Annotated in this window: 11 protein-coding genes; 10 read left to right on the forward strand and 1 reads right to left on the reverse strand. The window is 73.1% G+C overall.

Annotation, left to right across the window (positions count from 1 at the left end):
* Positions 1–12 precede the first annotated feature (12 nt).
* Complete coding sequence (locus EJF31_RS11710; protein WP_125037204.1) at positions 13–597, reverse strand: RDD family protein; 585 nt, start codon at positions 595–597, stop codon at positions 13–15.
* 213 nt (positions 598–810) lie between these two features.
* Between EJF31_RS11710 and EJF31_RS11715 the strand changes: the two genes are divergently transcribed.
* The 10 genes from EJF31_RS11715 (at position 811) to EJF31_RS11760 (ending at position 13997) form a co-directional block, all read left to right on the forward strand.
* Positions 811–1404 (forward strand): PadR family transcriptional regulator, encoded by a 594-nt coding sequence (locus EJF31_RS11715; RefSeq protein WP_125037205.1) that lies wholly within the window; start codon positions 811–813, stop codon positions 1402–1404.
* Positions 1401–2120: an ABC transporter ATP-binding protein gene (locus EJF31_RS11720; protein WP_125037206.1), complete on the forward strand. Its 720-nt coding sequence runs from the start codon at positions 1401–1403 to the stop codon at positions 2118–2120. Before EJF31_RS11715 ends, EJF31_RS11720 begins: the two co-directional genes overlap by 4 nt.
* On the forward strand, positions 2117–4756 hold the full coding sequence (locus tag EJF31_RS11725) for an FtsX-like permease family protein (RefSeq protein WP_125037207.1): 2640 nt from the start codon (positions 2117–2119) through the stop codon (positions 4754–4756). The genes EJF31_RS11720 and EJF31_RS11725 overlap by 4 nt, the downstream gene beginning before the upstream one ends.
* A gap of 139 nt (positions 4757–4895) precedes the next feature.
* Positions 4896–5519, forward strand: a complete 624-nt coding sequence (locus EJF31_RS11730) for a TetR/AcrR family transcriptional regulator (protein WP_260430792.1) — start codon at positions 4896–4898, stop codon at positions 5517–5519.
* Complete coding sequence (locus EJF31_RS11735) at positions 5516–6298, forward strand: TIGR03084 family metal-binding protein (RefSeq protein ID WP_125037208.1); 783 nt, start codon at positions 5516–5518, stop codon at positions 6296–6298. Before EJF31_RS11730 ends, EJF31_RS11735 begins: the two co-directional genes overlap by 4 nt.
* The gene (locus EJF31_RS11740; protein WP_125037209.1) at positions 6295–8043 is read left to right on the forward strand and encodes an acyclic terpene utilization AtuA family protein; all 1749 of its coding nucleotides are present in this window, start codon (positions 6295–6297) and stop codon (positions 8041–8043) included. Before EJF31_RS11735 ends, EJF31_RS11740 begins: the two co-directional genes overlap by 4 nt.
* A complete protein-coding gene (locus EJF31_RS11745; protein ID WP_307718973.1) occupies positions 8040–9158 on the forward strand; it encodes an acyl-CoA dehydrogenase family protein in 1119 nt (372 codons plus the stop codon). The genes EJF31_RS11740 and EJF31_RS11745 overlap by 4 nt, the downstream gene beginning before the upstream one ends.
* On the forward strand, positions 9155–10762 hold the full coding sequence (locus EJF31_RS11750; RefSeq protein ID WP_125037210.1) for an acyl-CoA carboxylase subunit beta: 1608 nt from the start codon (positions 9155–9157) through the stop codon (positions 10760–10762). Before EJF31_RS11745 ends, EJF31_RS11750 begins: the two co-directional genes overlap by 4 nt.
* Positions 10763–10851: 89 nt before the next feature.
* Positions 10852–12837, forward strand: coding sequence for a biotin carboxylase N-terminal domain-containing protein (locus tag EJF31_RS11755; RefSeq protein ID WP_125037211.1), 1986 nt, complete (start codon positions 10852–10854; stop codon positions 12835–12837).
* On the forward strand, positions 12834–13997 hold the full coding sequence (locus EJF31_RS11760; RefSeq protein WP_125037212.1) for an acyl-CoA dehydrogenase family protein: 1164 nt from the start codon (positions 12834–12836) through the stop codon (positions 13995–13997). The genes EJF31_RS11755 and EJF31_RS11760 overlap by 4 nt, the downstream gene beginning before the upstream one ends.
* The last annotated feature ends 1 nt before the right edge of the window (position 13998 follow it).

The raw sequence follows: 13998 nt of genomic DNA on the forward strand, positions 1-13998 counted from the left end.
TTCGGGGCGGGGTCAGCCCTTGGGCTGGTTGACGACGACGGTCTTGAGGATCTTGTCGGCGAAGGTCTGGCGCTTGGAGTCCCACAGCGGCCACAGGAAGCCGAGGTAGCAGGGGAGCGCGTCGATGATGTGCGCGAGCTGGCGGACGAACGCCATGCCGGCGCCGATCGGCTGGCCCGTGCCCTCGTTGACCAGCTTGATGCCGAGGACGCCCTTGCCGATGGAGTAGCCCGTGCGGCCGGCCTTCATGCAGGTGTTCCACACGAAGACGCCGATGTAGAGCACGATCCCGACCAGGGTCAGCAGCAGGCCCGCGGCCGTGGCGCCGTCGGAGCTGTTCGCGTTGACCGCCGTGCCGACGTAGGCCGGGATGTAGGCGAGCAGCAGGATCAGGCCGTCGATCAGGTAGGCACCGACGCGCTTGGGCCAGCCCGCGTAGTCGTAGGCCTGGGCCGTGGGCATGCCGTAGCCGGGCTGCTGGCCGTAGGCGGGCTGGCCGTAGGCCGGCGGCTGGCCGTAGGGGTTGGTCTGGGCCGGCGGCTCGCCGTACGGGTTGGGCTGGGTGGGGTCCTGCGGCGGGGTGCCGTAGTCGGACATGTGGTTCCCCCTCGAGAGTGGCGCCCGGGCCGGGCGCTCGTGGACGTCAGCGTAGTGACGCGTGTGGCCCGGGTCATGCCCCGTGACGTGTGGGGGAAACGTGTCGCGCGCAGGAAATCGGCAGGATGCTTCCGCGTCGAGGTGCCTACGTGGTATGCATACCGGGTATTCATCGGCCACGGGGGCCGGTGCGGCCCGTCGGGAGGCACGAGGATGTCGGTCAAGCAGGCACTGCTGGCGCTGTTGGAGCAGGGGCCGATGTACGGCTACCAGCTCCGCGCGGAGTTCGAGCAGCGGACCGGGTCGACCTGGCCGCTCAACGTCGGGCAGGTGTACACCACCCTCACCCGGCTGGAGCGGGACGGCCTGGTCGAGGGGGCCGGGGCCGACGACGAGGGCCACGTCATCTACCGGGTCACCGACGCCGGCCGCGACGAGGTCTCGACCTGGTTCACCACGCCGGTCGCCCGGACCCAGCCGCCGCGCGACGAGCTCGCGATCAAGCTGGCGCTGGCCGTGACCGTGCCGGGCGTCGACGTCGGCCGGGTCATCCAGCAGCAGCGCAGCGCCACGATGGCCGCGCTCCAGGACTACACGCGGCTCAAGCGCAGCGGCCGCGCCGCGACGCCCACGGCCCCGAGCGACCTGGCCTGGTCGCTGGTGCTCGACTCCCTGGTGTTCGCCGCCGAGGCGGAGATCCGGTGGCTGGACCACTGCGAGGCGCGGCTGCGGCGGGCCGCGCTCGAGCGCCCGGACGCCCCTGCGCCCGCCGGTGCCCTCGCGCGCGACGAGGAGACGGTCCGATGAACGCCGTCCTGCAGCTCACCGGCGTCACCCGCGTCCACGGCGAGGGCGAGACGGCGGTGCAGGCGCTCCGCGGCATCTCCTTCGCTGCCCGGCCCGGCGAGCTGGTCGCGGTCATGGGCCCGTCCGGCTCGGGCAAGTCGACGCTGCTGACCCTGGCCGGCGGGCTCGACGCCCCCACGTCCGGCACGGTGGCGGTCGAGGGGGTCGACCTGGCCACGCTCGGCACCAAGGGCCGCGCCCGGATGCGCCGTACGTCGGTGGGCTACGTCTTCCAGGACTTCAACCTGATCCCGGCCCTGACCGCCGCCGAGAACGTCGCCCTCCCGCGGGAGCTGGACGGCGAGCGCCCGGGCGCCGCGCGGAGGGCTGCCCGGGCCGCGCTCGACGAGGTCGGCATCGGTCACCTCTGGGACCGGTTCCCCGACCACATGTCCGGCGGCCAGCAGCAGCGGGTCGCGATCGCCCGCGCCATCGTGGGTGAGCGGCGGCTGATCCTGGCCGACGAGCCCACGGGCGCGCTCGACACCGAGACCGGGGAGGAGATCCTGCGGCTGTTGCGGGCCCGCTGCGACGCCGGCGCCGCGGGGGTGCTCGTCACCCACGAGGCCCGGCACGCCGCCTGGGCCGACCGGGTGGTCTTCCTCCGCGACGGCGTCGTCGTCGACGAGTCCGGCGCCGACCCGGTCGACGTGCTGCTCGAGTCGGGCAGCCGGTGAACGCCTGGCTGGCCGGCTGGCGACTGTCGCTGCGGCTGGCCCGGCGCGAGGGGCTGCGCGCACGGGGGCGCAGCATCCTCGTGCTGGTGATGATCGCGCTGCCGGTGCTCGGCGTGACCGCGGCCGACGTCGTGCTCCGCACCCAGGACGTCAACAGCGCCGAGTCGCTCGACCGCCGCCTCGGCACCGCCGAGGCCAAGGTGACCGTCCAGCAGGGGACCAGCTTCGTCCACCAGGGACCCGACCCGGACCAGGCGATGATGAGCGGCGGCGACGCGAAGGACCCGCGGCTCACGGCCGCGCAGGTCGCCGGGGCTCTGGGCGGCGCCAGACTGGTCGAGGAGCGCTCGGGCCAGGTGTCCTTCCGCACCGCCAAGGGCGACGGCGACGCGATCGGCACCGAGGTCGACCTCGGCGACCCGCTCACCACCGGGCTCTACCGGCTGACCTCCGGTCGGTTGCCGCAGAAGGCCGGGGAGGTCGTCGTCAACGCCGCGCTCGCCGCCAAGGGGTACGCCGTCGGCGACTCCCTGGACACGACGACCGAGGGGGCGCCCGACCCCACCATCGTCGGCATCGCCGAGTCGGCCACCAACCGCGACTACCCGGAGGTCGCCGGCCCGATCGGCAGCCTGGACCTCGACACGTACGGCGCCACCTCCTGGCTCGTCGACGGCGACCCGGTGAGCTGGACACAGGTGCTCGGCCTCAACGCCCGGGGCGCCTCGGTGCTCTCCCGGGCCGTCGTGCTCGACCCGCCGCCGCTGCCTCCGGAGGTGCGCGACTACATCGACCCCGGCCGCAACGCGTTCGTCGCGATCGTGGTGCTGGTCATCGTGATGGCGCTCATCGAGGTCGTGCTGCTCGCGGGCCCGGCGTTCGCCGTCGGCGCGCGCCGGCAGTCGCGCAGCCTCGCCCTCATGTCGGCCACCGGGGGCACGCCCGCCCAGGCCCGGCGCGTCGTCCTCGGCAGCGCGGTGGTGCTCGGCGGGCTCGCCGCCCTCGCCGGTGTGGCCGCGGGCATCGGGGTGGGCCGGGCGCTCGTGCCGGTGGCCCAGGCCTACTCCGGCACCTGGTTCGGCCCGTTCGAGGTGCCGTGGCCGCACCTGCTCGGGATCGCGGGCTTCGGCCTGCTCAGCGCGTTCCTGGCGGCGGTCGTCCCGGCCACGATCGCCTCCCGCCAGGACGTCGTGGCGGTGCTGGCCGGGCGGCGGAGCGACAAGCGGCCCTCGCTGCGCTCGCCCCTCCTGGGACTCCTGCTGCTCGGGGCGGGAGTCGCGGGGGCGGCGTACGGCTCACGCGGGGCGGGCGGCAACGGCGAGTACTTCATCGCCGGTGCCGCGATCGTCTCCGTGCTCGGCATGATCCTGCTCGTCCCGGTCGTGCTGGTCGCCGTGTCCGCGCTGTCGGCCCGCCTGCCCCTGACGCTGCGCTACGCCGCCCGCGACGCGGCCCGGCACCGGTCGCGGACCGTCCCGGCCGTCGCGGCGGTGGCCGCCACGGTCGCGGGGGTGGTGGCCCTCGGGATCGCCACGTCCAGCGACGAGGCGCAGAACGAGGCGACGTACGTGCCGACCCTGGCGTCCGGGATCGGCCTGGTCACCGCTCCCGGCCAGGACGACGGCGACTGGCCGGCGTACCGCCGTGCTGTCGAGCGCGAGGTGCCCGGCGCGACCGTCGAGGACGTGCGGGGTCTCGCGGTCCCCGCGAACGGCTACGCCGACATCCAGCTGCGGCTGGCGCAGCACCGCCGGCTCATGGGCAGCTACGGGTCCTCGCTCGGGTCGGACCTGCTCGTGGCCGGGGACCACCTGCCGCCCGGGCTGATCGGCATCAGCGACGCCGACCGGGCCCGTGCCGACGCGGCGCTGTCCGCGGGCGGGATCGTGGCCTTCTCCGACGGCTACTTCGACGAGCACCCGCCGGCCACCGGCGAGGTCACCGTGCGGGTCCGCACCTACGACGACCGCGGCAAGGCTCGACCGGCCGTCACCGGCACCGCTCCGGCCGCGATCGTCCGGGTCACCGGCGCGACCGCCGGTCCGCAGGGGGTGGTCTCCGCCGCGGCGGCGCAGCGGCTCGGCATCCCCGTCGCGACCGTGGGTCTCGTCCTGAGCGGCACCGACATCTCCGAGCAGCAGCAGACCAACGTCGACGAGGCGCTCGCGGCGATCTCGGACGCCCCGGCGCTCTACGTCGAGCGAGGGTACGTCGCGCCGGACTCCAGCCGGATCATCCAGTGGGTGCTCTTCGCCCTCGGCGCCGTGCTGATGCTGGGAGGCACCCTCACCGCGACCTTCCTGGCCCTCTCCGACGCCCGGCCCGACCTGGCGACCCTGTCGGCGGTCGGGGCCTCGCCGGGCATGCGACGGGGTGTCGCGGCGGCGTACGCCGTGGTCGTGGGCGTGGTCGGCGCGCTGCTGGGCGTCGGGGTGGGGTTCATCCCCGGCGTCGCCATCACCTACCCCCTCACCGGCAACGGCTGGATGCCGCCGGGCTCCGACGCCCCCACGCACTACCTGGCCGTCCCGTGGGCGTTGATCCTGGGCCTGGTCGTCGTGCTGTCGCTGCTCACCGCGCTCGTGGTCGGGCTGTCGGTCCGGTCGGGGCTGCCGCTGGTGGCCCGGCTGGACTGAGTCGAGGGGATAGTCCGGCACCTTTCCGTTGTTCTGTCGGGCCGAGGGCGACAGAAACGTGCCGGACTATCCCTCCGCCCCGTCTCACCCACTTAAAGTCAGTCTTGACTGTTTGTTTGTGCGCGGCCACGATGGCCGGGTGACGACGACCACCCGGGTGCCCCAGGCGGACCGGAGCCGTGCGATGCGGCTGCGGCTGCTGGAGGCCACCGTCGAGGTGCTCGTCGAGCGGGGCTTCTCCGGCACCACGACGACCGTCGTCTCCGAGCGCGCCGGCGTGAGCCGGGGGGCGCAGCTCCACCACTTCCCGACCCGCAACGACCTCGTGGTCGCCGCCGTCGAGCACCTCACCGAGCTGCGCGGCGCCGAGCTCGCCGAGGCGCTGTCCGGCCTGCCCCGCGGCAAGGGCCGCAGCCGGGCGGTGCTGCGCGTGCTGGGCGACCACTTCTCCTCGCCCGTCTTCACCGCCGCGCTCGAGCTCTGGGTCGCGGCCCGCACCGACGAGCAGCTGCTCGCCGCGGTCGGTCCGCTCGAGCAGCGGGTCGGTCGCGAGACCCACCGCCTCACGGTCGAGGCGCTGGGCGCCGACGAGCAGCAGCCCGGCGTACGCGAGCTCGTCCAGGCCACGCTCGACCTGGTCCGCGGGCTCGGGCTCGCCGACACCATCACCGACGACGGTCGCCGCCGGGGCCGGATCCTCGACCGCTGGGCCGACGTGCTCGACCAACAGATCCACCACCAGACCACGACGGAGACCGCATGACGCTGCTCGACGACCTGCTCGCCGACCTCAAGGCCGAGGGCGACCAGCTCTGGAACGCCGTGGCCGGCCTCGACGAGGCCGCGTGGCGCACGCCCACCCCGGCCGCCGGCTGGGACGTCGCCACCCAGGTCGCCCACCTGCTGTGGACCGACGAGGTGGCCACGCTCGCGGCCACCGACAAGACCGGGTGGGACGCGGTCGTGCTCCAGGCCATGGAGGACCCGACCGGCTTCGTCGACACCGCCGCCCTCGAGGTCGCCCGGCTCTCGCCCCCGGCCCTGCTGGCCCGCTGGGGCAAGGCGCGTACGGCGCTCACCGACGCCCTGCGTGGCTTCCCGGCCGGCGAGAAGATGCCGTGGTTCGGCCCGCCGATGAGCCCGGCCTCGATGGTCACCGCGCGGTTCATGGAGACGTGGGCGCACTCGCTCGACGTCTACGAGGCCCTCGACTGCGTGCCCGAGCCGACCGACCGGATCAGGAACGTCGCCCACCTCGGGGTGCGCACCCGCGGCTTCGCGTTCACCGTCCACCAGCTCGAGCCGCCCGCGGAGGAGATCCGGATCGAGCTCAAGGCGCCGAGCGGCGAGATCTGGACGTGGGGCCCGGAGGAGGCCGCCCAGTCGGTGCGCGGATCGGCGTACGACTTCTGCCTGCTCGTCACCCAGCGCGTCCACCGCGACGACACCGACCTGGTCGCCGTCGGGGACGACGCCGAGCGCTGGCTGGGGATCGCCCAGGCCTTCGCCGGCCCCGCGGGCGAGGGGCGGGCGCCCCGATGAGTCTCGACGAGCTCGACCACCGCGACGTGCTGCGCGTCGGGAACTGCTCCGGCTTCTACGGCGACCGGCTCTCGGCCATGCGCGAGATGCTCGAGGGCGGCCCGCTCGACGTGCTGACCGGCGACTACCTCGCCGAGCTGACCATGCTGATCCTCGGCAAGGACACGATGAAGGACGCGAGCCTCGGCTACGCCCGCACCTTCGTCCGGCAGGCCGAGGACTGCCTCGGCCTCGCGCTCGAGCGCGGCGTCAAGATCGTCGCCAACGCCGGGGGCCTCAACCCCGCCGGGCTCGCCGACCGCCTCCGCGAGGTCGCGACCGGCCTCGGCCTGGACGCGAAGGTCGCGCACGTCGAGGGCGACGACCTTCGTCCGCTGGGCCTGTGGGAGGGCGCGCTCACGGCCAACGCCTACCTCGGCGGCTTCGGCATCGCCCGGGCGCTGGAGCAGGGCGCCGACGTCGTGGTCACCGGGCGCGTCACCGACGCCTCTCTCGTCGTCGGCCCGGCGGTCGCTCGCTTCGGCTGGTCACCGGAGGACCACGACCGGCTCGCCGGCGCGGTCGTCGCCGGCCACGTGCTCGAGTGCGGCACCCAGGCCACGGGCGGCAACTTCTCCGGCTTCCGCTCGCTGCCGGTCTCGACAAGCTCGACCACCGGGGGGCCCACGCCGCTCGGCTTCCCGCTGGCCGAGATCGGCCCGGACGGGTCGTTCGTCGTCACCAAGCACCCCGGCACCGGCGGCGCCGTCACCGTCGACACCGTGACCGCGCAGCTGGTCTACGAGATCCAGTCGACCCGCTACCTCGGCCCCGACGTGACCACCCACCTGGACTCGATCCGGCTCGAGCAGCAGGACACCGACCGGGTGGCGGTCTCCGGGGTCGTCGGCAGCCCGCCGCCCGCCCGGCTCAAGGTCTGCGTCAACGAGCTCGGCGGCTTCCGCAACACCGCGGAGTTCGTGCTGACCGGCCTCGAGATCGAGGCGAAGGCCGACTGGGTGCGCGAGCAGCTCACCCCCCAGCTCACGGCCGCCACCGTCAGCTGGACCCGCACCGCCCTCCCGCCGGCCGACGCCGACACCGAGGAGGGCGCGTCCTGCCTGCTGCGCTGCACGGTCATGGACTCCTCGCCCGACCCGGTCGGCAAGGCGTTCACCGGCCCGGCGATCGAGCTCGCGCTCGCGTCGTACCCCGGCTTCACGATGACCGCCCCGCCCAGCGCGCCCACGCCGTACGGCGTCTACCGGCCCGAGTACGTCGACCGTGACCAGGTCGCCCACACCGTCGTGCACGCCGACGGGACCCGCGAGAGCGTCGCCGACCCCACCGGCTTCAGCGAGCCGGACCCGGTCGAGGGGCTGCGGCCCTCGCCCTACCCCGCCCCCGCCGACCTCCTCAACCGCCGGATGCCGCTCGGCACCTTCGTCCACGCCCGCTCTGGCGACAAGGGCGGCGACGCCAACCTCGGGCTCTGGATCACTCACGACGGATCGGACAAGTACGACGCCCGCGTCACCTGGCTGACCAAGCTGATCACCCCCAAGAAGGTGCGCGAGCTGGTGCCGGAGGCGGCCGACCTCGAGATCGAGGTCTACGTGCTGCCCAACCTCGGCGCGGTCAACGTGCTGATCCGCGGGCTGCTCGGCCAGGGCGTCGCGGCCTCGACCCGCTTCGACCCGCAGGCCAAGGGGCTCGGCGAGTGGGTGCGGTCGCGGCCGGTGCACATCCAGGAGGTGCTGCTGTGAACGTGCGTGAGATCGCGGCCGAGTTCACCCGGCGCGAGGTGGCGCCGCACCTGCAGGAGTGGGAGGACGCCGGTCAGATCCCGCGCTCGCTCCACCTCGCGGCCGCGAAGCAGGGACTGCTCGGTGTCTCCTTCCCCGAGTCCGTCGGCGGCGAGGGCGGCGACCTGCTGGACTCGGTCGACCTGCAGGAGGGGATGTTCGGGGCCGGTGCGTCCAGCGGGCTGATGGCGGCGCTGTTCACCGGTGGCATCGCGCTGCCGCACATCGCGGCGTCGGGCAACGCCGACCTCATCGACCGGTTCGTGCGCCCGACGCTGGCCGGCGAGACGATCGGCTCGCTCGCCGTCACCGAGCCGGGCGGCGGGTCCGACGTCGCGGGGATCCGCACGACCGCCGTGCGCGACGGGGACGTCTACGTCGTCAACGGCTCCAAGACCTTCATCACCAGCGGCATCCGCGCCGACTTCGTGACCACGGCCGTCCGCACCGGGGAGCCCGGGCACGCCGGGGTGAGCCTGCTCGTGGTCGAGAAGGGCACGCCCGGCTTCACCGCCGACCGGGCCCTGTCCAAGATGGGCTGGCACTGCTCCGACACCGCCGAGCTGTCCTACGTCGACGTGCGCGTCCCGGTGGCCAACCTGGTCGGCCAGGAGAACGCCGGCTTCTACCAGATCGCCGAGCAGTTCGTCGTCGAGCGGATCGGCCTGGCCGTGCACGCCTACGGCATCGCGGCCCGCTCGCTCGGGCTCACCGCGGCGTACTGCCGGGAGCGCGAGACCTTCGGCAAGCCGCTCATCGCCAACCAGGTGGTGCGTCACAAGCTCGTCGAGATGCGCCGGCAGGTGGAGGTGGCCCGCACCTACACGCGTGAGGTGGCCGCCCGCCATGTGGCAGGAGAGAACGTGATCGCCGAGGCGTGCCTGGCCAAGCAGACCGCCTGCGACGCCGCGACGTACGTCTGCAACGAAGCCGTCCAGCTGCACGGCGGGACGGGATACATGCACGGGACCGAGGTCGAGCGGCACTACCGCGACGCCCGGATCCTGCCGATCGGAGGAGGTGCGACCGAGGTGCTGACCGACCTGGCCGCCAAGTTGTTGGGCTACACCGCATGAGCGGGGTCTCGACGAGCTCGACCAACAGGGAGGCGATGCTCGAGAAGCTCGCCGACCTCGACGCCGAGCACGCGAAGGCGGTGGCCGGCGGGGGCGAGAAGTACGTCGACCGCCACCACGCCCGCGGCAAGCTGATGCCCCGCGAGCGGATCGAGCTGCTCGTCGATCCCGGCAGCGCGTTCCTCGAGCTGAGCCCGCTGGCCGGCTGGGGCTCGGACTTCACCGTCGGCGCCAGCGTGGTCACCGGCATCGGGGTGATCGAGGGCGTGGAGTGCATGATCACCGCCAACGACCCGTCGGTGAAGGGCGGCGCGAGCAACCCGTGGACCGTGCGCAAGATCTTCCGGGCCAGCCAGATCGCCGAGGAGAACGGTCTCCCAACGGTCGCGCTCGTCGAGTCCGGCGGCGCCGATCTGCCCACGCAGAAGGAGATCTTCATCCCCGGCGGCAAGCTCTTCCGCGACATCACCCGCTCGAGCGCCGCCAAGAAGCCGACGGTCGCGCTGGTCTTCGGCAACTCGACCGCCGGCGGCGCCTACGTGCCCGGCATGAGCGACTACACGGTGATGGTCAAGGAGCAGGCCAAGGTCTTCCTCGGCGGCCCGCCCCTGGTGAAGATGGCCACCGGCGAGGAGTCCGACGACGAGTCGCTCGGCGGCGCCGAGATGCACGCCCGGACCTCCGGCCTGGCCGACTACCTCGCCGAGGACGAGCACGACGCGATCCGGATCGGGCGCCGGATCGTCGCCCGGCTCAACTGGCGCAAGGCTCGGGTCTCGACAGGCTCGACCACCGGGGAGGGGGACTTCGCCGAGCCCGACGCCGACCCCGACGGCCTGCTCGACCTGATCCCCACCGACCTCAAGGAGCCGTTCGACCCGCGCGAGGTGATCGCCCGGATCTGCGACGGCGTGAGCCCGACCAACGGCGCGGTCTTCGACGAGTTCAAGCCGCTCTACGGCACGTCGCTGGTCACCGGCTGGGCGAAGATCCACGGCCGCCCGGTGGGGATCCTCGCCAACGCCCAGGGCGTGCTGTTCAGCGAGGAGGCCCAGAAGGCGACGCAGTTCGTCCAGCTGGCCAACCAGACCGACACGCCGCTGCTGTTCCTGCACAACACGACCGGCTACATGGTCGGCAAGGAGTACGAGCAGGGCGGCATCATCAAGCACGGCGCGATGATGATCAACGCGATCAGCAACTCCACGGTCCCGCACCTGACGGTGATCATGGGCGCGTCGTACGGCGCCGGCAACTACGGCATGAACGGCCGCGCCTACGACCCGCGCTTCCTCTTCACCTGGCCCTCCGCCAAGTCGGCCGTGATGGGCCCGGCCCAGCTCGCGGGCGTCCTGTCGATCGTCGCCCGTGCGGCGGCGGAGGGGCGCGGCAAGGAGTACGACGAGGAGGCCGACGCCGGCATGCGCGCCTTCATCGAGGCGTCCGTGGAGGAGCAGAGCCTGCCGTTCTTCCTCTCCGGGATGCTCTACGACGACGGCGTCATCGACCCGCGGGACACCCGCACCGTCCTGGGCATCTGCCTGTCCGTGATCGACAACGAGGCGTTCAGCGGCACCGACCGCTTCGGCGTCTTCCGCATGTGAGGTCACCCCATGACGTTCTTCGTTCCCCCGCTTCGCTCCTCCACGAACAACGCCACGGGGACCCCGACCCCGGGTCAGGATGTGGCCGCATGACCATCCAGAGACTCCTCGTCGCCAACCGCGGCGAGATCGCCCGCCGGGTCTTCGCGACCTGCCGCCGCCTCGGCATCGAGACCGTCGCGGTCCACTCCGATGCCGACGCGGGGCTGCCGTTCGTGCGCGAGGCCGACGTGGCCGTGCGCCTGCCGGGCGCCACCCCTGCGGAGACCTACCTGCGCGCGGACCTCGTCCTCGACGCCGCCCGCCGGGCTGGCGCTGATGCGATCCACCCCGGCTACGGCTTCCTGTCCGAGAACGCCGACTTCGCCCGGGCCGTGGTCGACGCCGGTCTGACCTGGGTCGGCCCCGCGCCGGAGTCGATCGAGCAGATGGGCTCCAAGGTGGAGTCCAAGAAGCTGATGGAGGCCGCCGGGGTGCCGGTGCTGGCCAACCTGACGCCGGACACCGCCACCGAGGCCGACCTGCCGCTGCTGGTCAAGGCGTCCGCCGGCGGTGGCGGCCGGGGCATGCGGATCGTCCGGGCGCTCAGCCACCTGCCCGGTGAGATCGAGAAGGCGGCCGCCGAGGCCGAGTCGGCGTTCGGCGACGGCACGGTCTTCGTCGAGCCCTACGTCGAGCACGGCCGGCACGTCGAGGTCCAGGTCGTCGGCCACGCCGAGGGGGTGCTGGTGCTCGGCGAGCGCGACTGCTCCCTCCAGCGTCGGCACCAGAAGGTGGTCGAGGAGACCCCGGCGCCCGGGCTCACCGACGCGACCCGCCACGCCCTGCACGAGGCGGCCCGGGCCGCGGCCGCGGCGATCGACTACCGCGGCGCCGGCACCGTGGAGTTCCTCGTGGACGCCGCGGACACCAGCCGCTTCTGGTTCCTGGAGATGAACACCCGCCTCCAGGTGGAGCACCCGGTCACCGAGCTGGTGCACGGCGTCGACCTGGTCGACCTCCAGCTGACCGTGGCCGAGGACCGGCCGCTCGACGCGCGCGCGATCGGCGAGACCTACGGGCACGCGATCGAGGTCCGGCTCTACGCCGAGGACCCGGCCGCCGACTGGCAGCCGCAGAGCGGGACGCTGGCGACGTTCGACGTACCCGGCGTGGACGGGGAGTTCGACCTCCTCAACCGCCCGGGCATCCGGCTCGACTCGGGCTTCGAGTCCGGCAGCGAGGTGTCCACTCACTACGACGCGATGCTCGCCAAGGTGATCGCGTGGGGCACCTCCCGCGACCAGGCGGCCCGCCGGCTCGCCGACGCGCTGGCCAAGGCGCGGCTGCACGGGCTGGTCACCAACCGCGACCTGCTGGTGCGGATCCTCCGGTCGCCGGAGTTCGTCGCCGGCGACGTCAGCACCGACTTCTTCGACCGGACCGACGTGGTCTCGACAGGCTCGACCGACGAGGGCGACCGCGGGGCCGCCGTCGCCGCGGCGATCGCCCTGGCCGAGCGGGACCGGCTGGAGCGCACCGTCCAGCGCGGCATCCCCGTCGCCTGGCGCAACGTCGTGGCCCATCCCCAGCGGACCGAGTTCGTGGTCTCGGCAAGCTCGACCACCGAAGGGGAGCCGACCACCGAGGTGGTCGAGTGGTTCGGCGGCCGCGACGGCTACCGGGTCGACGGCCTGACCGTCGTGACGGCCGGCCCCGAGCGGGTGGTGCTCGAGCAGGACGGCGTGCGGACGTCGTACGACGTGGCGGTCGGGGCGACCGGATCGCATGACGTCGACGTCGACTCGCCGGCCGGCCACGTCCGGCTCAGGCTCGTGCCCCGCTTCACCGACCCGGCCGACGCCGTGGCGAGCGGCAGCCTGCTCGCGCCGATGCCCGGCACGGTCGTCCGGGTCGCGGTCGAGGTCGGCGCGCAGGTCGAGGCCGGCCAGGCCGTGCTGGTCCTGGAGGCCATGAAGATGCAGCACACCGTGAGCGCCCCGACGGCCGGCACGGTGACCCAGATCGATGTCCAGCCCGGCGCGCAGGTCGCCGCCGGAGACGTGCTCGCCGTTGTCGAAGGAGACGAAGCATGACCATCGCGTTCAGTGAGTCCGAGGAGCGCCAGGAGCTGCGCAAGCAGGTCGCGAAGCTGGCCTCGAAGTACGGCCGCGAGTACTTCACCGAGCAGGCCCGCAAGGGCGCCAAGACCACCGACCTGTGGCTGGAGATCGGCAAGAACGGCTACCTCGGGATCAACATCCCCGAGGAGTACGGCGGTGGTGGCGGCGGCATCGGCGACATCGCGGCCGTCTGCGAGGAGCTCGCCGCCCAGGGCTGCCCGCTGCTGATGATGGTCGTGAGCCCGGCGATCTGCGGCACCGTGATCAGCCGCTACGGCACCGACGAGCAGAAGCGCCGCTGGCTGCCCGGCATCGCCGACGGCACCAGCACGATGGCCTTCGCGATCACCGAGCCGGACGCCGGCACCAACTCGCACAACATCACCACCACCGGCCGCCGCGACGGCGACGGGTGGGTCCTCAACGGCCGCAAGATCTACATCTCCGGCGTCGACGAGGCCGACAACGTGCTGGTCGTCGCGCGGACCGAGGACGCGAAGACCGGGAAGCTCAAGCCCTGCCTGTTCGTGGTCCCGACCGACGCCGAGGGCTTCGAGTACTCCCGCATCCCGATGGAGATCGTCTCGCCCGAGTCGCAGTTCCAGGTCTTCATCGACGACGTCCGGCTGCCCGCCGACGCGCTCGTCGGCGACGAGGACGCCGGGCTGGTGCAGCTGTTCGCCGGTCTCAACCCCGAGCGGATCATGGCCGCGTCGTTCTCCAACGGCCTGGCGCGCTTCGCGCTCGGCAAGGCCACGGCGTACGCCAAGGAGCGCACGGTCTTCAAGGAGCCCATCGGCTCCCACCAGGCCATCGCGCACCCGCTCGCGCAGTCGCACATCGAGATCGAGCTGGCGCGGCTGATGACCCAGAAGGCCGCCGCGCTCTACGACGCCGGCGACGACATGGGGGCCGGCGAGGCCGCGAACATGGCGAAGTACGCCGCCGCCGAGGCCGCCTGCGACGCCGCCGACCGGGCCGTGCAGACCCACGGCGGCAACGGGATCACGCAGGAGTACGGCATGGCCGGGCTCCTCGTCGCCACCCGCGCCGGCCGGATCGCGCCGGTCAGCCGCGAGATGATCCTGAACTTCGTCGCCATGCACTCGCTGGGGCTGCCGAAGTCCTACTGAG

Source organism: Nocardioides sp. LS1, from assembly GCF_003865225.1.
GTDB lineage: Bacteria > Actinomycetota > Actinomycetes > Propionibacteriales > Nocardioidaceae > Nocardioides > Nocardioides ginsengisegetis.

Bases quoted from the DNA above. Each gene is read 5' to 3' on its own strand.
- EJF31_RS11710 (WP_125037204.1), bottom strand. From the start codon at position 597: ATGTCCGACTACGGCACCCCGCCGCAGGACCCCACCCAGCCCAACCCG.
- EJF31_RS11715 (WP_125037205.1), top strand. From the start codon at position 811: ATGTCGGTCAAGCAGGCACTGCTGGCGCTGTTGGAGCAGGGGCCGATG.
- EJF31_RS11720 (WP_125037206.1), top strand. From the start codon at position 1,401: ATGAACGCCGTCCTGCAGCTCACCGGCGTCACCCGCGTCCACGGCGAG.
- EJF31_RS11735 (WP_125037208.1), top strand. From the start codon at position 5,516: ATGACGCTGCTCGACGACCTGCTCGCCGACCTCAAGGCCGAGGGCGAC.
- EJF31_RS11740 (WP_125037209.1), top strand. From the start codon at position 6,295: ATGAGTCTCGACGAGCTCGACCACCGCGACGTGCTGCGCGTCGGGAAC.
- EJF31_RS11750 (WP_125037210.1), top strand. From the start codon at position 9,155: ATGAGCGGGGTCTCGACGAGCTCGACCAACAGGGAGGCGATGCTCGAG.
- EJF31_RS11755 (WP_125037211.1), top strand. From the start codon at position 10,852: ATGACCATCCAGAGACTCCTCGTCGCCAACCGCGGCGAGATCGCCCGC.
- EJF31_RS11760 (WP_125037212.1), top strand. From the start codon at position 12,834: ATGACCATCGCGTTCAGTGAGTCCGAGGAGCGCCAGGAGCTGCGCAAG.